Origin of the sequence: Leucobacter luti (assembly GCF_019464495.1) — a bacterium.
Lineage (GTDB): Bacteria > Actinomycetota > Actinomycetes > Actinomycetales > Microbacteriaceae > Leucobacter > Leucobacter luti_A.
The window spans coordinates 651,053-673,898 of the sequence record NZ_CP080492.1 but is presented as its reverse complement, the minus strand read 5'-3'; the positions used below and the strand labels follow the sequence as shown (position 1 = coordinate 673,898).

Here is a 22,846-nt window from a genome sequence, read left to right as displayed (position 1 = left end):
GCGGAACCCTAGTGGCGGTGCGCTCCAGGCGTCTCCGTACCCGGGGTGGCATCCGGCGTTGCTGCGGCCGGTGCAGGCAGCGCGGCGGCGGCCGGAGCAGCTTGAGCCTGAGCTCGAAGCAGATCTCGGATCTCGGACAGCAACTCCTGCTCAGTCTCGACTTCTGGCTCGCGCTCAGCTTCACCAGCGATCTTCGTCGAAGCTTCGCGCAGCTTGTTCATTGGCAGCACGAACACGAAGTACACCACAGCGGCGACGATGAGGAAGTTGATGACCGCACCGATGAGCGCGCCGAACTCAATCGCGCCGCCGTTCGGCAGGCCAACCATGAGCGCCTTATCGAGTGAATCCGCCTTGAACACCATTCCGATGATCGGATTGATGAGTGAGTCGACGACCTTCTGCACTACGGCGTTGAACGCAGCACCGATGACCACAGCGACGGCCAAATCGACGACGTTGCCGCGGAGTAGAAACTCCTTGAACCCCTTGAACATACGTATTCCCTCCCTCTGAGTACCTGCTCCAACGTTAGCGGGCGCTGTGGGAAAACGCGTAGTGCACCGAGGAAAAACGTAGGGCCCCGCACGAAGTTCTCGTGCGGGGCCCTACGGCATGCGACGGGCGATTACGCGCAGGCCAGGTAATCGTCGTACATGGCAGTGGAGAATGCTTCCATCGCAGCAGAGAAGTCCGAGCTTGCGGCATCCGGCATCGGCTGCTCTGCAAACGCAAGGAAGTCTGCGTACACCTGCTGGTTCGGGCTCTCGATCGCGGCGAGCTCACGGTACGCATCCAGCTCACTTGCCTCGAAGTCAGGCTGAGTTGACGCCTCGGTGATCTCCGTTGCCTTCGTGAACGCAGCGCAGAACTCGGCCGAGCGCGGATCGCCTGCGCTCTCAGACGCACCAGGCGCGAGCTCACTTGAGTCGGGAAGCTCAGCTTCAAGTTCCTCGAGCTGTGTCGTGGCATCATCCAGCTGAGAGACCGTGGATGAACCGACCGCGGCAGCAAGGCCTCCGATGACGACGAGCGCGATGATCGAGATCACGGTGATTGCGAACGACACGTAGCCGATGATCGTGCCGGCAAGTGCGAGGCCGCGGCCACGCTCACCCGTGCGCTTGATCTGGCTGAGCGCGATGTGGCCGCAAATGATGCCAGCGACGCTCACGAAGAAGCTGGCGATGAGTGCCACAATCGCGAGCGTGTTTGTTGGCGCCTGCTGCGGTGCTCCAGGCCCCGCCTGGTAGGGAGCACCAGGGCCCTGCGGGCCGGCTGGTGGGGCGGGAGGTGCTGCAGCGTACACGGGCGGCTGCTCGGCGTTCTGCGCTGCAGGGGTGCCTGGAGTGCCGGGCGTCGCAGGGAACTCCGGAGCGGCGGGAGCTGCGGCCGGCGGGACCTCGGCCGCGGCAGGGAATTCTGGGGCTGCCGGGAACGCGGGAGTGGCAGCGGGCTGCTCCGAAGCCGGTGGAACAGGCAACGGCGCATCAGGCTGCGTTGAATCAGGGCCAGGGGTGTTCGGGTCAGTCATGCGTAGGAGCTCCTAATCGGGGGGGCAAGGTGGGAACGAAGCCGCACCGGGGGGATCGGCGCAGGCGAGCCCGCGTGCCGCCCATCATTGGCAGCACATAGCCAAGTCTACTCAGCCAAGCCAGATGCTGGAACTGCGCGCATGGCCTAGCGTTGCAACTATGGAGTTTCTCGGGAGTCAGCCCTCAGTCGATCTCACCTACGCAGATGTGTTTCTCGTACCGCGGCGCTCTGCCGTGACGAGCAGGCTCGACGTGCAGTTGCGCCCTGGCGATGGCACGCCAGCAACGATCCCGCTTGTCGCAGCGAACATGAACTCGGTGACCGGGCCACGGCTCGCCGCAGTGCTTGCGCGCCGTGGCGGGCTGGCCGTGCTGCCACAGGATCTCGCGCTGGCGGACACTGAGGCGGCGATTCGCTGGGTGAAAGCGCAACCTGTGGCGGTGGATTCGCCACTCGTGCTGGATCCCGGAGCCACGGCCGATGCTGCGCTCCGTGTGATCCCCAGGGCGCCGGGGCAAATCGTGGTGGTGGCCGAGCGCAGCGGAGACGACGTTGCGATGGGGCGAGTGCGCGTTGCCGGGGTGCGTGGGATTGTGTCGGCTGATCGGCTGGCGGCCGTGCCCGGTGACGCACGTCTCGGGGACCTCGTCCACGGCGAGACACCGTTGCTGCCGCTGTCGGAACTGGGAGATGCTCGCAGCGCGTTCGACGCGGTTGCAGCGGTGACGGGGAGGGCGCCGCTGCCGGGCCCGCAGCAGACGCGGTCGGCGTGACCGACGGGGATGCTCTCATCGGCACGCTCACGCGACGATCAGCCCTGCGCCGCACGATCTACAGTCCTGCTCTCGACCCGGACGGCAGGCTCGCCGTCGCCGCCGCAGTGGGGATCAACGGCGATGTCGCAGCGAAGCGCGCGCGCTCGTTGCAGCTGGGGCGGATGTGCTGGTGGTAGACACGGCGCACGGTCATCAAGAGGGCATGCTGCGCGCACTGCGCACGATCGGCGCGTTGGGGCTCGGCAGACCTATTGTCGCGGGCAATGTCGTGACGGCAGATGGAGTACACGACCTGGTCGACGCGGGTGCGACGATTCTCAAAGTCGGAGTTGGCCCGGGGGCGATGTGCACCACGCGCATGATGACTGCGGTTGGTCGCCCCCAGTTCTCGGCCGTGCTCGAAGCGGCCACCGCTGCCCGCGACCTCGGCGCACACGTGTGGGCGGACGGGGGCGTGCGCTACCCGCGCGACGTCGCTCTCGCGCTCGCCGCAGGGGCCGCGTCAGTGATGATTGGATCATGGTTCGCAGGCACCGCCGAGTCGCCCGGTGAGCTGCTCACCGACGCCGAAGGGCGGCAGTACAAAGAATCGTGGGGGATGGCTTCCGCGAAGGCAGTGCAGGGGCGATTCGGGAGCCTCGATGCCTACGAGCTGGCACGCAAAGAACTGTTTGCTGAGGGGATCTCCTCCTCGAAGATCCTGCTCGATCCACAGCGCCCGAGCGTGGAAGATCTCGTGGATATGATCACCTCCGGTGTGCGTTCTTCCTTTACCTACGCCGGTGCGACCACTCTGAGTGAATTCCACGCGCGCGCCAGAGTCGGCCTGCAGTCCGCAGCTGGGTATGAGGAAGGGAAAGCGCTCCCGGTGAGCTGGTAGCCCCGTGGTGCGGCGCTCTCCGGAAGCGCCCCGCGACGATCTGACGCCCGACCTGAATAGAATGGTGGCGGCACCAACGACGAGGAGCAAAGTTGAAGTACATTTCGACCCGCGGCGGCATGGCGCCGGCATCGTACAGCGAGATCCTGCTGGAAGGGCTGGCGACTGACGGCGGTCTTGTCGTACCGGAAACGGTTCCCCAGCTCAGTAGCGAACGCATTGAGGCCATGCGTGGCCTGAGCTATCCAGAGCTCGCAACGGAAATCCTGAGCCTCTACGCCACGGATATCCCGCGTGAGGACCTGGCCGAGATGTGCGCCGCAGCGTACCGCGCCGAGAGCTTTGTTGCCGATGAGATCGTGCCGCTCACGCCCCTTGATGGCCAGCTCTCGCTTGTCGGACTCTCGGAAGGGCCAACGCTCGCCTTCAAAGACATGGCGATGCAGTTCCTCGGCCAGGCACTCGAGTATGTACTTGCGCGCACCGATCGCACGCTGAACATCATCGGGGCCACCTCGGGTGACACCGGGTCTGCGGCTGAGTACGCGCTGCGTGGGAAAGACGGGATCGCAGTATTCATGCTGTCGCCCCAGGGGCGCATGAGCGACTTCCAGCGCGCGCAGATGTACTCGCTGACTGACGAGAACATCCACAACATCGCGATCGAAGGCGTCTTTGATGACTGCCAGAACTTGGTCAAGGAGCTCTCGGGGGATCTTGACTTCAAGCGTGCACACACGCTCGGTACGGTGAACTCGATCAACCTCGGCCGGATCAGCGCGCAGATGGTGTACTACTTCTGGGCGTGGCTCAGGGCGACGGACGCAGTGGCGGAGGCGGAGCGGGCGAGCACTGCAGTCTCCTTCACCGTGCCCTCGGGCAACTTCGGCAATATCCTGTCCGGGCACCTCGCCCGCGCCATGGGACTGCCGATCAGGCGCCTCGTGCTCGCGGCGAACGAGAACAACGTGCTGGACGAGTTCTTCCGCACCGGCATCTACGCACCGCGTGGATCCGCTGAGACCTATCTCACCTCCAGCCCGTCGATGGACATCTCAAAAGCCTCGAACATTGAACGCTTCATCTTTGACGTGCTCGGACGTGATGGCGATCGGCTCGCGAGCGCCTGGGCCGAGCTGGCTGAGACCGGACGTATTGATCTCACTGCTGAGCTTGGACGCCTGGAAACAGACTTCGGGTTCCAGAGTGGCACGAGCACGCATGCGGACCGGGTTGCCACCATCCGTGACATCCACGCCACGGCCGGGATCATCATCGACCCGCACACGGCTGACGGAGTGAAAGTGGCCCGCGAGCACCTCGAAGACGGTGTTCCGATGCTCGTGTTGGAGACCGCAAAGCCCGAGAAGTTCCCGGAGATCGTCTTCGAAGCGACAGGGGAGCGGCTCGGGATGCCAGAGCACCTGGCGGAACTGCTCGATCTTCCACAGCACGTCACGGAGATGGCTGATGACGCGGCGCAGCTGCGCGAGTTCATCGCGGCGCGGGCGGTGCGCTCCACGATTGTCCCCAGCGCCCCCTAGACTGCTGGCACATCGCTTACGCCACGGCGACTGACTAGGGGAGGCACACGTGTTCGGACGACGATCATCGCGAGAGCTTGAGTATCGGGTCGCCGTGCTCGAAGAGCACACGGGAGCTCAACCGTTCCCCTCCACCCCCGCATCCGGCTCCGGAAGCCCGGTAAAGCGCCGCGGCACCTGGTCAGACGGGTTTGGCTTGATGGCGACGCGCTCGCTGCAGATCATTATCGTGCTCGCTCTCACCGCGATCGTGGTGCTCGGCATGCGTCAGCTCAGCACGGTCGTGATCCCGATCTTGCTCGCACTCATCCTGGCGAGCACGTTTTCGCCGGTGATGCGCTGGCTCCGTGCGCGCAACGTCCCGGCTCCGCTCGCAACGGTGCTCGTGCTATTCGCGATCGCCCTGCTGCTGACCGGCGTGGGGTGGCTGATCGTCTGGGCGGTCCAGGACGAATGGGACGAACTCGCGAGCCAGGCGCAAGATGGCTTTGGGCAGGTGCTCGAGTGGGTGCAGACACTGCCATTCGCTCCGAGCGCTGAGCAGATCTCCGAGTGGCAAGACACCGTTGTTGATTTCCTGACGAGCTCGCAGTTTGGCTCTGGGGCGCTCGCGGGAGTTGGGGCGATCACCTCGTTCGTTACCGGCCTCATTCTGATGATCGTTGTGCTGTTCTTCTTCTTGAAAGACGGGCCGAAGATCTGGCACTTCATGCTCCGGCCCTTCACAGGCTCAGCACTTGCGCGTGCCGAGCGAGTGGGCGACAAGACCGTCGCGACGCTCGGCTCATATGTCCGGGGGACCGCTGGCGTTGCTGCGGTCGATGCGATCGGGATCTGGATCGGCTTGATGATCTTGCAGGTTCCGCTTGCGCTTCCGCTGTCTGTGCTCGTGTTTCTGCTCGCCTTCATCCCGATCGTGGGCGCCACGCTTGCGGGAATACTGGCGGCGCTCGTTGCGCTTGTCGCCAACGGGCCGATCAGTGCGATCCTCGTGGTTGGCGTGGTGGTGCTGGTGAACCAGCTCGAGGGCAACTTCTTGCAGCCGGTCCTGATGGGCCGCGCGTTGAAACTGCACTCACTCGTGATCTTGCTCGCATTGACGATTGGCACCGTGCTGAGCGGTGTGCTCGGAGCCGTGCTCGCAGTGCCCATCGCCGCCGTGGCCTGGGGCGTCATCCAAGTTTGGGATGGTCCCAATCTCCCGGCGAAGTGGTTCCGGCCGAAGCCAACAGAGCTCTAGCGCGAGTGCACTGACGCCGTGGCCTGGCGCGTCAGGCTGCGGCGTCCGTTCCTGGCCGGTGCGGCCGCGCGCTGCTGTGCTCGCCTTCGGTTTGCCGCCTGCGCTAGCCTGGCTCTAGCGGTACTGGCCGCGGCGGACAAAGGGGTGTCATGCGGTTCCTACTTCAGCTTCTCGCGCAGATCGTCTTGGGGGCGATCGCGCTCATCGTGATCCATATTGCGCTTCCGGGAGTCACGCTGCACGTTGCAGGCTTTTTCATTGCGCTCGGAGTGTTTACCCTTGCACATGCGCTGCTCGGGCCGTTCGTCTTGAGTATCGCGCAACGCTACGCGGCGCCGCTCGCGGGCGGCGTTGGCCTCGTTGCGACCCTGCTCGCGCTCTGGGTCGCGACGCTGTTCCAGGGTGGCATCGAAATCCACGGAGTGGATTCATGGGTGCTTGCGCCGATCATCGTTTGGGTGATCACGGCGCTCGGCGGCTGGCTCATCATGGCGTTCTGGATCGACAAACGACTTGCCAAGCGCAAAGCAGCAAAGCTGCTCAAGGGAGCGCGCTGAACGTTGGCTGTCGACCGCGGACCTGGATCCGGATCTGGAGGTTCGGCCCGTGCATCGAGCACGGTGCCGGTCTTGCAGGCCAGCAATGTTGGCGTGAGTCTCAGTGGCGCTGAGCTGCTGCCTGCGACCTCTATCTCGCTCCGAGCTGGCAGCTCCACCGCTGTGCGCGGCGAGAATGGCGCAGGCAAGACCACTCTCCTACGCGTGCTGGCCGGGCGGCTCCGGCCGAGCAAAGGCAGCGCCACGTTGCTCGGTCACCCGCTCGACGAGCGCGGAGTGGCTATCCGGCGTCATGTTGCAGCGCTCATCGAGCCGCCAACGCTGTACCCAGACCTCACGCTGCGCGATCAGATCACGCTCATCGTGGCGGCATGGGCTGGTGATGCCGGTTCGCGCGGCGACACCGAGCCAGCTGCATGGGTCGGGTTCGGCACCGAGGCGATTGAGCGCTTCGGCATCGGGCACCTCGCGGATCGATTCCCGCATGAGCTTTCGAGCGGCCAACGCCAGCTCGTCTCGCTCGCCGTCACGTTCGCGCGCCCCGGTAGCGTGCTGCTGCTCGACGAGCCGGAGCAACGGCTTGACCCTGATCGCCGCGGACTCGTCGCTGAGGCACTCAGTGAAGCGCGCGCGCAGGGTGTCGCGATAGCGTTCGCTTCGCACGATTCGCAACTCGTGGCCCGAGTCGCCGACACCGAGCTGCGCGTCGGGGAGCCGTCAAGCCGTGAGCGAAGCGAAAACCGCGGTTCGCACCGCTGAGCGTGCCGTCATCCGGGGCCCGGTGGCGAGGCTCAGAGCCGTGCGGCTGGTGCGGCGCGGCCGCGGCGATCGGCTGAGCGCTGGCGATGTTTCGTATCGGATCTACCTTGCGGTCATGCTCGGGATCATTGTGGTCGCGCCACTCGTGCGGTCCAGTGTGCTCGCCGCCGCGACGGTTCTCCCAAGTATCGGCCGTGACTCGGCGCCGCTGCTCGCCGCAGGCATGACACTGCTCTGCGCGGGCGCCGCGCTGCTCGGCAGTAAGGGCGGCCCGGCGAGAGCCGGCCTCCCGCAGCTGGACCTGCTCTTCACCGCCGCGATCCCGCGCTGGCTCCTGCTCCTCGGCACAGTCGCGCGATGGTACGGCTCCGCCGCGCTCGGCGGTGCAGTGCTCGGCGGCATGTGCGCGGTGGCGCTGGCGCTGGGGCTCGCTGACACACCGAGCGCACAGATCTCTCTGGGCACCGGTTTCGCGCTGCTCGGCGTAGGAGCGTGCCTGGGCGTGCTCATGAGTGGCGCGCAGCTCCTGGGGCAAATTGGGATTCGCGTGCGCACCTGCGTGGCGCTCAGCCTCGTGGCCCTGGCCGCGGCGCAGCTGGCCTGGGGTGCCGGGCAATCGGGGCGAACGCTCTGGGACCCGTGGTCGGGCGCGGCGCAGATCTGGGGGCATGCAACTGATGGAAGTGCGCCGGTGCCTGTGCAGCTCTGGATCCTCGGCGGGTCGGCCGCGATCGTGCTGCTCTGTGCCCTTCCGCTAGCCTCGCGTCTCGATCGTGATGGGCTCCGCGCGCAGGCCGCCACGTGGGACAGTGCGAAAACCTTCGCAGTCACTGGTGACCCGACCGCGGCGCTCGCACGGTTCGGAACGCCCGTGCGGGTGGGGCGCAGCCTCACGCTGAAGCTGGGCGCCGAGCCCGCTCGCGACGTGGATACGCGAGCTGGATCGAAGCCAGCTCCTCCCGGGCTCTGGGTCGCTCTCGTGAAGCGCGATCTCCTCGGCATACTCCGGACACCGGCGCGCAGCCTCGCTGCGCTGCTCGGCATCGTGACGGCCGGGCTGATCTGGGCGAGCCTGTTCGTCGAGCCGCGCGATATGCTCAGTTCCGCGCTCCTCGGTGCGGTCGTTGTGCTCGGCACAACACTGTCACTTCCAGCGTGGTGCCGGGGGATTGCCACCTCGGCGGCCGGGGCAGGGTCTCCGTCACTTTTCCCCATTGCACCAGGGGGCCTGATCCTGCGCCATACGATCGCCCCGCTTCTGCTCTCCGTGGCTGCGCTGGGAGCCGGTGCCGCAGTTGCCGCAGCGGTGTGGCCGGGTGACGCTGCGTGGAGTGCCAGTGCGACGGTGCCGCTGATCGCAGTCGTCGCCGTGATGCTGCGCGTCGCCGCCGCGCTGAAAGGCACGATCCCACTCCGGTTGCTCGCGCCAGTGCCCACCCCGGCGGGTGACATGTCCGGGCTGAACGTATTCATCTGGAGCCTCGATGGGCCGGTGATTGCCGTGCTCGCAGGGGCGGCACTCGGCGCGCTCTGGGGCCGTGCTGGCGCGGGAGGCGGGGCCGTCGCCCCGATCCTCCTCAGCGCTGCCCTGCTCGCCGTGCTTGGAGGGTGGGCGTACAGCCGACTGAGGCCGAGCTTGTCCGCACAGATAACCGAGGAGTAGCGCCGCGAAAATGTGTGTGACACACCCGGGATTCTTGGCTAAATTTGCTGAGCTTGGTCGCTCGTGTCAGAATATATGAGTTGCCACGGCAGCGGGGGAAGCCCCGAGGCTGAGTAACACATCCGGCCCCATCGTATAGCGGCCTAGTACGCTGCCCTCTCACGGCGGTAACGCGGGTTCGAATCCCGCTGGGGTCACCGGATGCAGAAGCCTCACCTTTGGGTGGGGCTTCTGCTGTTTCTATCAGGGTTGGCCGCCCGGTTCTGGCGCTGGTCCCGAGGTTCACCAGCGGCCGCTCACCAGAGGCCCTCGAAGCGCGTCAGTCGCTGCCCCGATCATGCGGGCAGCGATGCTCCCGGGAATTCTCCGCCGGGAGCATCGCCGTGCCTGCACGTGCCTGCACCAACTCACGCAGTGATTCCAGCGCCCATGCCTGCGCTCATCCCTGTGCTCATCCCTGTGCCAATCTCTGCGCCGATCCATTCGCGGGTGGCGCTGGCGCACCGTGCGAACGCCCGAGTGTGGCCCCTCGGAGGCTCCCCGCAGTGTGAAGGACCCGTCTGCCACCCGCGGCGAGCAGATAGCGACTGATCCACGCCGCAGGCTTCTCGGCGAGCGCGCTGCGCAAAGTATGCTGGAGGGAGTTCAATCCAGGCATATAGAGGAGCGCTCAGTGACCCGCACCATCAAGCTCGCAGTCATTCCCGGCGACGGCATCGGCCCGGAAGTTATTGAGCAGGCGAATCGCGTGCTCGATGCCGTTCTGGCTGGCGGCGAGGTCGAGCTTGCGCGCACCGAGTTCACACTCGGCGCAGACCGTTTCCTCGCAACGGGGGAGACGCTGCCGCCGGCGGAGCAGCAGGCGATCGCGGAGCACGACGCGATTCTTTTTGGTGCGGTGGGCGGTGTTCCGGGCGATGCACGGCTGAAGCACGCGAATATTGAGCGTGGACTGCTGCTCAAGCTCCGGTTCGACTTCGAGCACTACGCAAATGTGCGCCCCTGCACGCTGTTCCCCGGTGTGGAGTCGGCCCTGCGGGATCCGGGCGCCGTTGATTTCCTCGTGGTCCGCGAAGGCACTGAGGGGCCATATGCCGGCAACGGCGGAACGCTCCGTGGCGGCACCCCGAATGAGGTCGCGACCGAGGTGTCGGTCAACACCGCTTTTGGCGTGGAGCGAGTGGTGCGGTACGCCTTTGAAGCAGCGCAGGCCCGCCCGCGCAAGAAGCTCACCTGGGTGCACAAGACCAATGTGCTGGTGTACGCGGGGTCGATGTGGCAGCGCATCGTTGGTGCCGTCTCCTCTGAGTATCCGGAGATCGCGGTCGACTACATGCACGTCGACGCAGCAACGATTCACATGGTGCAGGATCCGTCGCGCTTTGATGTCATCGTCACTGATAACCTGTTCGGAGACATCCTCACTGACGTCGCCGGAGCTATCGGCGGCGGAATCGGGCTTGCTGCCTCCGGAAACATCAATCCGGACGGCACATTTCCGAGCATGTTCGAGCCCGTACACGGCTCTGCTCCCGACATCGCAGGGCAGCAGAAAGCGGACCCGACCGCGGCGATCCTCTCCGCGGCACTGTTGCTCGACCACCTGGGCCTCACCACTGAGGGCGACCGCGTTCGAGACGCGGTCCGATCCGACCTCGCTGCCCGGGGATCAGCACCCCGACCGACCGTGGCCATCGGCGACGCGGTGATTGCAGCGATTCCCGCTCGCGTGTGAGCGATCTGCAGCGGCACCGCACCCATTCTTGATTCAGCACTCGCGAGAAAGTATTCCCATGACTGAACTGGCATTCACCCACACCGAAGCCGAACGGATGTCCGCAGCCGCGCGCGACGCGCTGCTCGCGGATCCAGGGTTCGGCAATGTTTTCACCGAGCACATGGTGTCGGTGATCTGGACGAAAGACGCCGGGTGGCACAACGCTGAGGTCATTCCATACGGCCCGATTCCGATGGATCCGGCGTCCTCGGTGTTGCACTATGGCCAGGAAATCTTCGAGGGCATGAAAGCGTATCGTCGGGCAGACGGCTCGATCGTCACGTTCCGGCCCGAGGCGAACGCGCGCCGCCTGAACGAGTCGGCGGTGCGACTCGCACTGCCGGAGATCCCGGAGGAGCTGTTCGTGGCAGCCGTCCAAGCACTCGTGAGCGTCGACGCTGACTGGGTGCCGAGCGGAGCCGATCAGAGCCTGTACCTGCGCCCGTTCATGATTGCTGATGAAAGCTTCCTCGGTGTGCGCGCCGCGGAACGCGCACGCTTCATGATCATCGCGAGCCCGGCAGGTCCCTACTTCTCTGGTGGCGTCAAACCGGTATCGATCTGGCTCTCACAGGACCTTTCCCGCGCTGGCCGCGGTGGAACGGGAGCCGCCAAATGCGGCGGCAACTATGCTGCCTCGCTGCTTCCCCAGCAGGTGGCGGCGGAAAACGGTTGCCAGCAGGTGCTGTTCACTGATTCAGCCACGGTCGACACGATCGACGAACTCGGTGGCATGAACCTATTCCTCGTGCGCGCCGATGGCACTCTGCTGACTCCGCGCTTGAACGGGAACATTCTGGACGGGATCACCCGACGCAGTTTGATCCAGCTCGCGGAGGATCGTGGACACACCGTCGAGCAGCGTGATATCACGGTGTCAGAGTGGCGTGAGGGCGTCGCGAACGGTTCGATCACTGAGGCGTTCGCGTGCGGCACCGCCGCGGTGATCACCCCAATTGGACAGCTGAAATCGACTGGCTTTGCGATCGACTTCGGAGCGGGCGCACCGGGAGCCCTGACCATGTCGCTCCGCGAGGAGCTCACGGGTATCCAGTTCGGCACTCGCGAAGATCGGCACAACTGGCTCACCGAGATTCCCACCGCGGCGGTGGCACGATGAAGGTCGCACGGTTCCAGGTCGAGGGCGAGATCTCATTTGGCGTCCTCGACGCTGCCGAGAGCGGTGAAGGGGTCGACGTCGTCGAGTTGACGAACGATCCCATCGTCGCCGGATACGACACGACTGGACGCCGCTTCAAACTCGAAGAAGTTCGCTTGCTCGCGCCGGTGATCCCGCGCTCGAAAGTTGTTTGTGTGGGCAAGAATTACGCCGATCACATCGAGGAAATGAAGAGCCTCACCGGGGGTGAGACCCCGGCCGAGCCACTGCTGTTCCTGAAGCCCAATACCTCCGTGATTGGGCCGGGGGACACCATCGTGCGTCCCGCAATCTCTGAGCGTGTTGAGCACGAGGGGGAGCTTGCCCTCGTCATCGGGGCGGTCGCGAAGGACGTGGCAGAGGAAGACGCGATGAAATACGTCTTCGGCTACACCTGCGCGAACGACGTCAGCGCCCGCGATCTGCAGATCAAAGACGGCCAGTGGACGCGTGGTAAAGGGTTCGACACCTTTTGCCCGCTCGGACCCGTGATCGAGACGGATCCGGCCTTCGCGGATGCGCGGATCATGACCCGCGTCAATGGAGAACTGCGCCAGGACGGGAGCACTTCACAGCTCATTCATTCGCTTGCGCGTATCGTGTCCTACGCGTCTCAGGCGTTCACTCTGCTGCCTGGCGATGTGATCCTCACCGGCACTCCCGCCGGTGTGGGGCCGCTGGAAGCTGGCGATAGCGTCGAAGTCGAGATCGACGGGATCGGGATCCTCCGCAACCCGGTGCGGAACGCGGGGGACTAGGCGGTCCGTTCCGGGGTTCTCACGGACGACGCAGTCCTCGGCTTCCGCGAATCCACTGGATTCACACGCTCAGTTCTCCCCTGCGCGCTCGCGCTCGGGTACGCTCGGGAGAACTGAGAGCCGCGAGGAGGAGGTCCGGTGTGCCGAGCGTATGGCAAGCCCTGGGGCGCGGTGAATCCGTGCGTGACCGGCGGCGGCAACTGGAGCTCGCGCACGAACGGTTCCTCGGCTATCTCGGCGTCGCCGGCCCGGAGAGTGCAGCAGCTGAGACCGAGCTCCGAGAGCGCTTCGGGCGATCGCCAGCGCTTCGCCCGGTCGTCCTTGAATCGTGGCTCCGATCCCAGCGCGGCACGATCGACCCGAACCGCGTGCTGGAGCGGCCAGCTCTTGACGCGGAGGAACTGGCGGAACTGCGCCGCACCCACCCGATATCGCAGGTGTTGCCCGTCGTGCGCAAGCTTCTCTTCGACGAGGCACGCGAGACGGGGCTGATTGTTGCTGTGGGTGACGCGGCGGGGCGTCTGCTGTGGGTCGACGGTGACTCCGGGCTGCGCACGCGGGCGGCCGAGATGGGCTTTCGTGCCGGCATGGACTGGTCGGAGCGCTCGATCGGCACGAGCGCACCCGGGAGCGCACTCGCACTGGACCATGCCATGCAGGTGCTCGGGGCCGAGCACTTTAACCGTGCTGCGCATGAGTGGAGCTGTACTGCGGCCCCGGTCCATGACCCGCGAACCGGGGCGATCATCGGTGTCGTTGATGTGACCGGGGGCGACAATGCCGCGTCGCCACACCTGCTCCCGCTCCTCCAAGCCACACTTGCCGCAATTGAGGCGGAGTTGCAGCTCGCGTCCCTGCGCGCACTGCTCGACCGGCCGCGACCGGTGGGAGATGCGGGCGCGGGCGAGGACGCGGGCGAGGGCGCGGGCGAGGGCGAGGGTGCGGGCGCAGTCTCTGACACCGAATCTTGCGTGAATCGTGACCCCAGCGCGGGGCCACTCGCACTCGATGAGCTGAGCCGGCTTCATATCCACGATCAGGGCCCGAGCTCTGACTCGGGCTTGGACCAGCAGCGGGAGCCGCACAGGGACCAGATTCACGTCCCGGTTCGGGCATCGCGCCGGCGCGACGCCTCGGGAGCGCACGCGCAGCCCGACCGCTTCGTGCCGCGGCTGCTCGTGCTTGGCCGAGATCCCGCCTTGCTGGAGTGGGCTGATGGCGTGGCCTCCCTCACCGGCCGCCACGCCGAGATCCTGCTGTGCCTCGCTGCGTCACCTCAAGGGTGGGCCGCGGCCGCCCTAGCCGAGCAGGTGTATGGGCGGCGCAGCTCTGAGCAGACGCTGCGCGCCGAACTCGTGCGCCTGCGGCGGTGGCTGACGTCCGAGCATGTGCCGCTGAAACTGGGCTCTCGCCCGTACCGGCTCGAGAGGCCGCTGCGTGTTGACGCGACGGACACGCTTGACGCGCTCGGAAGCGGATCGAATCAGCTTGTCCTCGCGGCCTACTCGGGGCCGGTCCTGCCGGGATCCACTGCGCCGCTCGTGGAATCCCTGCGCGCTGACGTCGATGCAACGCTGCGGGAAGCGATGCTCGAGTACGCGAATCCCGATGCGCTGTATGACTATGCGCAACACTGGGCCCCAAACGACGCACACGTGTGGGAGACCCTGCTGCAGGTGCTGCCGCCGCAATCACCGAAACGCGCGCGTGTGGTCGCTCGGCTCGAAGCACTGAGCGCCTCCATCGTGTAGCGCTGCTGCAACGACCGCGCCGCGACACAGCTCGGAAACAGCGATGCAACGGAGATGCAACGGTTGGCGCGTTAGCGTCGGGCACATCGGGGATCACCCCGACAGCCGACACCGACGTCAAAGGAGACGTGCCATGACCGTATACGCAGCCCCGGGCCAGCCCGATTCGCTCGTGACTTTCAAGAGCCGCTACGAGCACTACATCGGGGGAGACTGGGTTCCTCCTGTCTCCGGCCAGTACTTTGAAAACGTCACTCCCGTCACGGGCAAGGCGTTCTGCGAGATCGCTCGCGGCACCTCCGGTGATATCGAGGCCGCGCTCGACGCCGCACACGCTGCCGCCCCCGCGTGGGGCAGCACGAGCCCAGCTGAACGCGCAATCGTGCTGAACAAGATCGCCGATCGCATGGAGCAGAACCTCGAGATGATCGCCGTCGCCGAGTCGTGGGACAACGGCAAGGCGGTCCGCGAAACGCTGAACGCCGATATTCCCCTCGCAATCGACCACTTTCGCTACTTCGCGGGAGCGATTCGCGCGCAGGAGGGCGGCCTCTCTCAGATCAACGAGGATATGGTCGCCTACCACTTCCACGAGCCGCTCGGCGTCGTCGGGCAGATCATCCCGTGGAACTTTCCGATCCTCATGGCGACGTGGAAGCTGGCGCCCGCGCTCGCGGCCGGAAACGCGGTCGTGCTCAAGCCCGCTGAGCAAACTCCCGCCTCCATCCTGGTCCTCTTTGAGTTGATTGGTGATCTGCTGCCAGCTGGCGTTGTCAACATCGTCAATGGGTTTGGTGCAGAAGCTGGGAAACCGCTCGCATCGAACCCGCGGATCCGCAAGATCGCCTTCACCGGTGAAACGACCACGGGGCGCCTGATCATGCAGTATGCCTCGGAGAACATCATCCCGGTCACACTCGAGCTCGGAGGAAAAAGCCCCAACCTGTTCTTTGAGGACGTCATGGCACAGGACGACGGCTACCTCGACAAGGCGAAAGAGGGCTTCACGATGTTCGCCCTCAACCAGGGTGAGGTCTGTACCTGCCCGTCGCGCGCCCTCATTCAAGAATCGATCGCTGGCGATTTCCTTGATGCTGTCGTCGAGCGTACGGAGCGCATTACCCGCGGCAACCCACTCGACACCGACACGATGATGGGTGCTCAGGCCTCCAACGACCAGTTCGAAAAGATCAAGTCCTACCTCGATATCGGCAGACAGGAGGGCGCGCAGGTGCTCACCGGGGGTGACGTAGCGGATCTCGGCGGCGAATTTGCCGGGGGCTTCTACATCCAGCCGACGATCTTCCGCGGCGACAACTCGATGCGCATTTTTCAAGAGGAGATCTTCGGTCCGGTCGTGTCCACGACGACGTTCACGGACTTCGACGATGCGATCAGGATCGCAAATGACACGCTCTACGGGTTGGGCGCCGGGGTCTGGAGTCGCAGTGGAAACACGGCATACCGAGCCGGTCGTGCGATTCAGGCGGGCCGTGTCTGGGTGAACAACTACCACGCTTACCCGGCGCATGCCGCCTTCGGTGGCTACAAGTCGAGCGGTATTGGGCGTGAAAACCACCTGATGATGCTCGACCATTACCAGCAGACGAAGAACCTGCTGGTGAGCTATCGGGAGTCGGCCGATGGCTTCTTCTAAACCGCGCCGCACCGGCACTTCACCCACGACTGAAAGGCACTCCCACGATGACTACTGACACTATGCGCGCGGCTTCCGTACCCGCGTTCGGCCAGCCGCTTGACGTTGCAACGCACTCCGTCCCGAGCCCCGGCCCGGGACAGGCGCTCGTGCGTGTATTGACCACGGGCGTGTGCCACACCGATTTGCACGCAGTCGAGGGTGACTGGCCGGTGAAGCCGAACCCGCCGTTCATCCCGGGCCACGAGGGCGTTGGCGTGGTCGAAGCGGTAGGCGAGGGAGTCACGAACATCGCTGTGGGTGACCTGGTGGGGAATGCGTGGCTGTGGTCAGCCTGCGGAAACTGTGAGTACTGCCGGACAGGCTGGGAGACGCTCTGCGAACGTCAGCAGAACGGCGGGTACTCGGTGGACGGTTCCTTCGCGGAGTACATGCTCGTAGCCGCTGAGTACGCAGCGGTGCTGCCAGCTGGCTCGGATCCAGTCGAAGTGGCTCCGGTGCTCTGCGCTGGCGTGACGGTCTACAAGGGCTTGAAGCAGACCGGGGTGATTCCGGGCCAGTGGGTGGTGATCTCCGGAATTGGAGGGCTGGGCCACATTGCAGTGCAGTACGCCGTGGCGATGGGGATGCGGGTCGCGGCGGTGGACATCGCGGACGACAAGCTCGCGTTGGCCACGAAACACGGCGCCGAAGTCGTCGTGAATGCACGCGAGACGGATCCGGTTGCCGCAATTCAGGAGGCAACGGGTGGCAGCCACGGCGTGCTCGTCACCGCGGTGCACCCTGCAGCGTTTGGGCAGGCGATCGGGATGACCCGGCGCGGCGGCACCATTGTCTTCAACGGTCTTCCCCCAGGGGATTTCCCTGCGCCGATCTTCGACATCGTGCTCAAAGGGCTCACGATCCGCGGCTCAATCGTCGGCACCCGCCAAGACATGATCGAGGCGCTCGACTTCTACGCGCGCGGCCTGATCCACCCCACAGTCGCCGAACGTCCGCTGGAAGATGTCAACGCGGTGCTCGATGAGATGCGCGCAGGCAAGATCGATGGCCGGATCGTGCTGCGGCTCACGGCGAATTAGCACGTGTGCGTGAGCCGGGGCTCGGCGCGAACTCGGGCCCCGTCTCACGCTCTCGCCGATCGGCTGGGGGAAGCGTACTCTGGAACTACGCGGCGCTGCGGCCGCGGAAAGGATGTGCAACATGTCCGAAGACTCGCGAGCGAGCGCTCCCGGGCCGAGCGCCCGCGACCTGAGCGATTCCGCATGCGACAGCACCAGCCCACAGCTTCCTGCGCCGGCGAAGCCGATCCCCGGTACGATTGCCGCCCGTCCCGAGATCGCGGGCGAAACCGCGAGTCGGCTCGCGTTCACTCCTGCCGCAATTGAACTGATCGACCGGCTGTGGGCGATGCACGGTCCGCTGATGTTCCACCAGTCGGGCGGCTGCTGCGACGGGAGCGCTCCCATGTGCTACCAGGCGGGGGAGTTTCGTACGGGCGGACAGGATGTGCTGCTCGGAACGCTCGCACTGCCGCCACTCACAGAAGCTCAGGAAACCACAGCGCGTGAGATCCCGTTCTGGATATCGCGCGAGCAGTTTGGCGTCTGGGCGCACACGCACCTCACGATCGATGCGGTGCCCGGTCGTGGCGGGGGCTTCTCGCTCGAAGCGCCAGAGGGGCTGCGCTTCCTCATCCGCTCGCGGTTACTGGAGTTTTCCGCTGCGGATTGAGGGGCGTGTGCCACAGTTGCGTGCGGCAGGAGCGACCTCGCAGTTCGACCTGCGAGAATAGTGCAGTGGATCCCAACAAGCTCAATCACGATCTCGGCGCCGAACTGCCCAAACTGATCAAAACCCGCCCGAACACGGGCGGCCTGGCGGCGCGCCCGCAGGTGCGTCCGAAGACGGAGGGCTGGAAGCAGCTCACGACGCCAGATGGTCGCCCGACTCTGCAGTTCGCTTCCCCGCGCGTGAAGCAGCCGGACACCCACCTCGCAGATTTGCCCCTTGCGGAGCGCGAGGCAAAGATCAGTGAACTGGGGCTGCCAAAGTTCCGTGCGAAGCAGATTTCCAAGCAGTACTTCGACCACTATGTCTCGGATGCACTGCAGATGACTGACCTGCCGAAGGATAGCCGGGAGCAGATCGCTGAGACGTTCTTCCCGCCCCTGCTGACCGAGGTGAAGCGGCTCGTGACGGACGACGGGCGCACGATCAAGTTCCTGTGGCGCTTGTTCGATGGGGCGCTTGTCGAGTCTGTGCTGATGCGCTATCCGGGCCGGATCACGCTCTGCGTCTCGAGCCAGTGCGGCTGCGGTATGAACTGTCCGTTCTGCGCTACCGGCCAAGCTGGGCTCACGCGGAACATGTCCACGGCTGAGATTCTGGACCAGATCGTGCAGGCCAACCGCGTCATCGCCGAGGGTGGACTGGGGCGATATCGCGAAGAAGGCAATGGTGCTGAAGCGGAACGCGTGAATAACGTGGTCTTCATGGGGATGGGAGAGCCCCTCGCGAACTACAAGCGCGTCATGAACGCGGTGCATCGAATGGTGGCGCCGTCGCCCGAGGGGCTCGGTATGTCCGCGCGCGGAATCACCGTGTCGACCGTTGGCCTGGCCCCTGCGATCCGCAAGCTCGCCGATGAGGACCTCGCGATCACCTTCGCGCTGTCGCTGCACGCTCCCGACGATCTCCTCCGCGATGAGCTCATCCCGGTGAACAGCCGGTGGAAGGTCGACGAGGTGCTTGATGCCGCCTACAACTATTACGAGAAGACCGGGCGCCGTGTCTCGATCGAGTACGCATTGATTAAGGACATGAACGATCACGGGTGGCGGGCCGATCTGCTCGCTGAGCGCCTGAACTCACGCGGCCGCGGCTGGGTTCACGTGAACCCCATCCCGCTGAATCCGACTCCGGGCTCGATCTGGACGTCATCGACTCGGGAAGTCACCCGCGAATTTGTTGACCGCCTGAACGCGGCTGGGATTCCCACTACGCTGCGCGATACGCGCGGCAAGGAGATCGACGGCGCATGCGGACAGCTCGTCGCTACTGAGGAGGATCGCCGCCAGGCAGAAGCGATTGCTGGCGCCCGCTAGCTCCTCGTTCTGCATTCCCGCGAACGATGCGGGTGGCGCGTCCCTGCGGCGGCAGTGCGGTGGCGCTGCTGCCGCAGGTGCGTCTGTCACGTCGGCCCGTTCGAACCGAGAGCGTTGAGCGCGCCACACCTGGCTGGATCGTCCGGGGGAGGGCGTCATTCGCGGTTCGCGTGTAGCTCGGCCCGACTTACCGCCCGAGCGCTGCGGCGAGCAATTGCACGTCCTCCGCGGTGTTCCATAGGTGGAACGAGATTCGCGCATTCCCAGCCCGACCCGAAGCGATGATCCCGCCTGCCCGCATCGCCGCAAGATCCGTACCCTCCGGATCCGCCCACGTCACGATCGCGGAGTCTCCCGCAGGCAAGCCGAGTGCCACGCGTGCTTCGTTGGCGAGCCCAACAGCGTGGGCGTGAACGGCCGCAGCGTCCCGAGCAAGGCATTCGCGCAGCGCTGTCTCCGTTCCGCCCAAGACGGGCCACGCGGGCGAGACGTCGAAGCGGCCAGCCCCGGCAGCGAGCGGAGTGTGCCCGGCGTAACAGGAGGACCAGACGTCGTCGGCTGAGTACCAACCAGCCGCGAGCGGACGGAGCAGATCGTCGAGACCCTCACGCACGGTGAGGAACGCGGTGCCGCGCGGCGCACACAGCCACTTGTAGGCATGGCACACCGTGAAGTCGAAATCGGACGCACCGACGGGCAGCCAGCCGAGCGACTGTGTCAGATCGACGACCGTGTGGGCGCCAACGCGCCGTGCTGCTGCGACGATGGCGGCGTGATCGGCAACTTCGCCGGTCGCGGACTGCACGAGTGAGAATGCGACAAACGCTGTGTTCGGCTCGATCGCAGAAGCAAGTTCAGCCACGGGCACGTAGCGCACGCGCACGCCGCGCGAGGCGAGCTGCTCGAATGGGTGCGTCAACGAGGAGAAGTCGCCAGCGACGCACAGCACTTCGGCGTCATCGGGGACCGCGGTGGCGACTGTCGATACCAACTGTGAAATCTGGGATCCGATCGCCACGCGGGACGCGTCGACTCCCACGAGTTCTGCGTAGAGTTCCCGACACGTCTCTGCCGTGTCGCCGAGGGCCTGCGCATCAAGCCCGCCGCCGGCCCAGCGGGCCACGAACGCTTGCATCGCATCGACCGTTGCATCACTCGGGAGGCCGCCAGTGCAGGCTGAGAGGTACCCGGGACCTGCAGCGAACTGCGCGGCCCACTCGGGTGCAGCGGGGACCGGGTATGGCGTCGGAGTAGTCATGCGCCCAGAGTAGGAGACTGCGACACATAATGAAAGGGAATCATTCTTATGTTTTGCCTCACCGTGGATTATGTTTCGATGTACAATCGTCGCATGACGAGCACACGTACGGCCGATCCGCTCGGCTCCATCGATTCCACCGAACTTCGAATCTTGGACGCCCTCGCGACGACCGGATCGCTCACCGCGGCGGCGGCGAGCCTCGGACTCAGCCAGCCCGCAGTGAGCCAGCGCATCAAACGCGTCGAAACGCGGCTCGCCGTTCCGCTCATCGAGCGCAGCGGGCGCGGAATCCGGTTGACGCCGGCCGGGCGAATCCTTGCGGATCACGGCCGCACCGTTGTCACCGAGATCGACGCCGCGCTGGCCGCCATCGACGATCTGCGTGGTGAACGCGCTGGAACGCTGCGGCTTGTGGGGTTCCCCTCGGCCTCAGCTACGCTCGTCCCAGCGCTCATGCGCGAGCTCGCGGCCGAGGCCCCCGACGTCGCGCTGCAGTACCGCGAAGCAGAACCGCCGGCTGCGACCGCGATGCTCCGAGAGGGCGAGGTCGACTGTGCGCTCATTTTCGACTACGAGGGTGCCGGAGAGCTGCCGGCCGGCAGCGCGTTCCTCCCGCTCTGGCGTGAGGAAGTGCGTCTGGTGGTCTCCGAGGACCGGCTCGCCGGAACCGACAGTGCACGACTCGCTGAGTACTCCGAAGAACACTGGATTGCGGGCTGTGAGAAATGTCGCGGTCACCTGCTCTCCGCTGCAGGCGAAGCCGGTTTCGAGCCGGACATCATCCAGGAGACCGACAACGTGCCGGCGATGCTCGCCATGGCAGCGGCGGGTGGCGCCGTCGCCCTGGTTCCGGGGCTTGCTCTCGCAGCGGCGCGCACGCTGCCTGACGACGCGCGTGCGGTGAAACTCGACCCGCCACGTTTTCGCACGATCGGTCTGGTCTCGATGGCTACGGCAAACGAGAGCCCGCAGGTTCGCCTCGCGAAGCGGCTCCTCGCGACCGTGGACGGGGCGCGCTGGGGCCTGGAGCCCGTGGCGTGAGCACGGCAGAACCGCAGAAGCGGGACCGCACGGCTTCTGCCGAGCAGCTGAGCCGGGCACCCAGTGTGCACAACCCGCTCCAGCGTCGCATGGTGATCGTGCTTTCGCTTGCAACGATTCTCGGCGGCCTCGGAGTTGGCGCCTCGCTCTCGGCGGGCGCGCTCCTGATTGCCGAGATCACCGGGAATCCAGCGCTCTCAGGCTTCGGCTCGACTATGAACGCGGTCGGCGCTGCCCTGGCAGGGATGCCGCTTGCCAAGCTCGCGGCCAGTCGCGGGCGCAGGGTTGCGCTCGCCACGGGAAACGCAATAGCGGTGGTGGGGGCGGTGCTCGTCGTCGTTGCCTCGGCGCTGCACTGGTCGGTGCTGCTCTTCTTCGGGCTCGCAGTGCTGGGGATCGCGGTCGCCGTGCAACTGCAGTCGCGGTTCGCGGCGGCAGATCTGGCCGTCCCGGAGCGCCGTGCGCGCGACCTGTCGCTCGTGGTGTGGTCGATCACGATCGGTGCCGTCACCGGCCCGAACTTGATTGGGCCGGGCGAGGTGCTCGGCGAGGCGCTCGGCCTTCCTGGCCTCGCTGGAATCTTTTTCTTCACGATTGCCGCACAGATCGCCGCGGGTCTCGTGGTCTGGATCGGGCTGCGCCCAGATCCGCTGCTCGAGGCGCGCAGGCTCGAAAGGCTCTCCGTGACGAACCTCTCGGTCGCCGAGGCCTCTGCGGCTGCTGAGACGGCGCAAGCGGAAGCCGCGGTCGCCGCAGCAGAAAGCCCCGCCGAGCGCGCAGCGAGCGCTGCCACCGCCACGTCGAAGGCCCGCGCTGCTGCGCTGCCGCAGTTCCTCGCGATCAGCCTCGTCGCCCTGGGGCACGCGGTGATGGTCGGTCTGATGGCGATGACTCCGCTGCATCTCACTGGCCACGGCGGCAGCATCACACTTGTCGGCCTCACGATCAGCCTGCACATTGCCGGAATGTACGCGCTGTCGCCGGTGTTCGGCATGCTCACGAGCAAGTGGGGCGCAACCCCGGTCATCCTCGGCGGATTCGGAGTGCTGGGGATCGCTGCCCTCGGCACGGGCTTCGGCGGTGAGTCTGTGCCGGTGATCCAAGGCGCGCTCATCCTGCTCGGGATCGGCTGGTGCATGGTCACGGTCGCTGGCGCCGCGCTAGTAACCGAACTCACCCCGAGTGGTGACCGTCCGAGGAGACAGGGACAGTCCGACACGAGCATGAACGCGGCAGGTGCCCTCTTTGGGGCTGCATCGGGAGCGTTGTTCGCCGCGGGGGGCTTCCCGCTCGTTTCGATGGTGGCCGGAGTGCTCATCGTGGCCGGCGCGGTGGTGGCGGTTCGCCTGTTTGTGCTCCGGCGAGGATAGGATAGCTGCG

Annotated in this window: 18 protein-coding genes, 1 tRNA gene and 1 pseudogene; 17 read left to right on the top strand and 3 right to left on the bottom strand. The window is 65.7% G+C overall.

Features of this window, described 5'->3' with window-relative positions; genetic code table 11:
• Positions 1 to 8: 8 nt before the first annotated feature.
• Entirely contained in the window at positions 9 to 497 is a 489-nt protein-coding gene (mscL, locus tag K1X41_RS03060) for a large conductance mechanosensitive channel protein MscL (protein WP_132205138.1), read from the bottom strand.
• A 131-nt stretch (positions 498 to 628) separates the two neighbouring features.
• Entirely contained in the window at positions 629 to 1,534 is a 906-nt protein-coding gene (locus tag K1X41_RS03055) for a DUF4190 domain-containing protein (protein ID WP_132205140.1), read from the bottom strand.
• A gap of 160 nt (positions 1,535 to 1,694) precedes the next feature.
• Between K1X41_RS03055 and guaB1 the strand changes: the two are divergent.
• The 15 genes and pseudogenes from guaB1 to rlmN all read left to right on the top strand — a co-directional run bounded on the left by guaB1 (position 1,695) and on the right by rlmN (position 19,164).
• Positions 1,695 to 3,192: pseudogene (guaB1, locus tag K1X41_RS03050) on the top strand (GMP reductase).
• A gap of 92 nt (positions 3,193 to 3,284) precedes the next feature.
• A complete protein-coding gene (gene thrC, locus K1X41_RS03045) occupies positions 3,285 to 4,736 on the top strand; it encodes a threonine synthase (RefSeq protein WP_220175286.1) in 1,452 nt (483 codons plus the stop codon).
• 49 nt (positions 4,737 to 4,785) lie between these two features.
• Positions 4,786 to 5,976 carry an AI-2E family transporter gene (locus tag K1X41_RS03040; protein WP_258566618.1) on the top strand — a complete coding sequence of 397 codons (1,191 nt, stop codon included), beginning with the start codon at positions 4,786 to 4,788 and terminating at the stop codon, positions 5,974 to 5,976.
• 149 nt (positions 5,977 to 6,125) lie between these two features.
• Positions 6,126 to 6,533: a phage holin family protein gene (locus K1X41_RS03035; protein ID WP_132205146.1), complete on the top strand. Its 408-nt coding sequence runs from the start codon at positions 6,126 to 6,128 to the stop codon at positions 6,531 to 6,533.
• A gap of 93 nt (positions 6,534 to 6,626) precedes the next feature.
• Positions 6,627 to 7,292 carry an ABC transporter ATP-binding protein gene (locus tag K1X41_RS03030; RefSeq protein ID WP_220175285.1) on the top strand — a complete coding sequence of 222 codons (666 nt, stop codon included), beginning with the start codon at positions 6,627 to 6,629 and terminating at the stop codon, positions 7,290 to 7,292.
• Positions 7,258 to 8,955: a hypothetical protein gene (locus tag K1X41_RS03025; protein WP_220175284.1), complete on the top strand. Its 1,698-nt coding sequence runs from the start codon at positions 7,258 to 7,260 to the stop codon at positions 8,953 to 8,955. Before K1X41_RS03030 ends, K1X41_RS03025 begins: the two co-directional genes overlap by 35 nt.
• A gap of 124 nt (positions 8,956 to 9,079) precedes the next feature.
• Positions 9,080 to 9,152, top strand: a tRNA-Glu gene (locus K1X41_RS03020).
• Between the two features lie 476 nt (positions 9,153 to 9,628).
• Positions 9,629 to 10,690 (top strand): 3-isopropylmalate dehydrogenase, encoded by a 1,062-nt coding sequence (locus K1X41_RS03015; RefSeq protein ID WP_132205152.1) that lies wholly within the window; start codon positions 9,629 to 9,631, stop codon positions 10,688 to 10,690.
• A gap of 58 nt (positions 10,691 to 10,748) precedes the next feature.
• A complete protein-coding gene (locus K1X41_RS03010; protein ID WP_220175283.1) occupies positions 10,749 to 11,852 on the top strand; it encodes a branched-chain amino acid aminotransferase in 1,104 nt (367 codons plus the stop codon).
• Positions 11,849 to 12,649 (top strand): fumarylacetoacetate hydrolase family protein, encoded by an 801-nt coding sequence (locus K1X41_RS03005; protein ID WP_133617860.1) that lies wholly within the window; start codon positions 11,849 to 11,851, stop codon positions 12,647 to 12,649. The genes K1X41_RS03010 and K1X41_RS03005 overlap by 4 nt, the downstream gene beginning before the upstream one ends.
• A 140-nt stretch (positions 12,650 to 12,789) precedes the next feature.
• Positions 12,790 to 14,400, top strand: a complete 1,611-nt coding sequence (locus K1X41_RS03000; RefSeq protein ID WP_220175282.1) for a GAF domain-containing protein — start codon at positions 12,790 to 12,792, stop codon at positions 14,398 to 14,400.
• A 133-nt stretch (positions 14,401 to 14,533) separates the two neighbouring features.
• Complete coding sequence (gene exaC, locus K1X41_RS02995; RefSeq protein ID WP_132205160.1) at positions 14,534 to 16,057, top strand: acetaldehyde dehydrogenase ExaC; 1,524 nt, start codon at positions 14,534 to 14,536, stop codon at positions 16,055 to 16,057.
• A gap of 47 nt (positions 16,058 to 16,104) precedes the next feature.
• Positions 16,105 to 17,139 carry an alcohol dehydrogenase AdhP gene (gene adhP, locus K1X41_RS02990; RefSeq protein ID WP_133617858.1) on the top strand — a complete coding sequence of 345 codons (1,035 nt, stop codon included), beginning with the start codon at positions 16,105 to 16,107 and terminating at the stop codon, positions 17,137 to 17,139.
• Between the two features lie 121 nt (positions 17,140 to 17,260).
• Positions 17,261 to 17,791 (top strand): DUF779 domain-containing protein, encoded by a 531-nt coding sequence (locus K1X41_RS02985; RefSeq protein ID WP_220175281.1) that lies wholly within the window; start codon positions 17,261 to 17,263, stop codon positions 17,789 to 17,791.
• A gap of 65 nt (positions 17,792 to 17,856) precedes the next feature.
• Positions 17,857 to 19,164, top strand: coding sequence for a dual-specificity RNA methyltransferase RlmN (gene rlmN / locus K1X41_RS02980; protein WP_132205166.1), 1,308 nt, complete (start codon positions 17,857 to 17,859; stop codon positions 19,162 to 19,164).
• Between the two features lie 187 nt (positions 19,165 to 19,351).
• Here rlmN and K1X41_RS02975 read toward each other — a convergent pair whose 3' ends face one another.
• Positions 19,352 to 20,422 (bottom strand): aminotransferase class V-fold PLP-dependent enzyme, encoded by a 1,071-nt coding sequence (locus K1X41_RS02975; RefSeq protein ID WP_220175280.1) that lies wholly within the window; start codon positions 20,420 to 20,422, stop codon positions 19,352 to 19,354.
• Positions 20,423 to 20,515: 93 nt separating this feature from the next.
• Here K1X41_RS02975 and K1X41_RS02970 point away from each other — a divergent pair, with 93 nt between their 5' ends.
• Complete coding sequence (locus tag K1X41_RS02970) at positions 20,516 to 21,466, top strand: LysR family transcriptional regulator (protein WP_132205170.1); 951 nt, start codon at positions 20,516 to 20,518, stop codon at positions 21,464 to 21,466.
• Positions 21,463 to 22,836, top strand: coding sequence for an MFS transporter (locus K1X41_RS02965; RefSeq protein WP_243736145.1), 1,374 nt, complete (start codon positions 21,463 to 21,465; stop codon positions 22,834 to 22,836). The genes K1X41_RS02970 and K1X41_RS02965 overlap by 4 nt, the downstream gene beginning before the upstream one ends.
• Positions 22,837 to 22,846 lie beyond the last annotated feature (10 nt).

Excerpts from the sequence above, each read along its gene's own strand:
- mscL (WP_132205138.1), bottom strand. The coding sequence starts at position 497 with ATGTTCAAGGGGTTCAAGGAGTTTCTACTCCGCGGCAACGTCGTCGAT.
- K1X41_RS03055 (WP_132205140.1), bottom strand. The coding sequence starts at position 1,534 with ATGACTGACCCGAACACCCCTGGCCCTGATTCAACGCAGCCTGATGCG.
- K1X41_RS03035 (WP_132205146.1), top strand. The coding sequence starts at position 6,126 with ATGCGGTTCCTACTTCAGCTTCTCGCGCAGATCGTCTTGGGGGCGATC.
- K1X41_RS03010 (WP_220175283.1), top strand. The coding sequence starts at position 10,749 with ATGACTGAACTGGCATTCACCCACACCGAAGCCGAACGGATGTCCGCA.
- K1X41_RS03005 (WP_133617860.1), top strand. The coding sequence starts at position 11,849 with ATGAAGGTCGCACGGTTCCAGGTCGAGGGCGAGATCTCATTTGGCGTC.
- exaC (WP_132205160.1), top strand. The coding sequence starts at position 14,534 with ATGACCGTATACGCAGCCCCGGGCCAGCCCGATTCGCTCGTGACTTTC.
- adhP (WP_133617858.1), top strand. The coding sequence starts at position 16,105 with ATGACTACTGACACTATGCGCGCGGCTTCCGTACCCGCGTTCGGCCAG.
- K1X41_RS02985 (WP_220175281.1), top strand. The coding sequence starts at position 17,261 with ATGTCCGAAGACTCGCGAGCGAGCGCTCCCGGGCCGAGCGCCCGCGAC.
- K1X41_RS02975 (WP_220175280.1), bottom strand. The coding sequence starts at position 20,422 with ATGACTACTCCGACGCCATACCCGGTCCCCGCTGCACCCGAGTGGGCC.
- K1X41_RS02970 (WP_132205170.1), top strand. The coding sequence starts at position 20,516 with ATGACGAGCACACGTACGGCCGATCCGCTCGGCTCCATCGATTCCACC.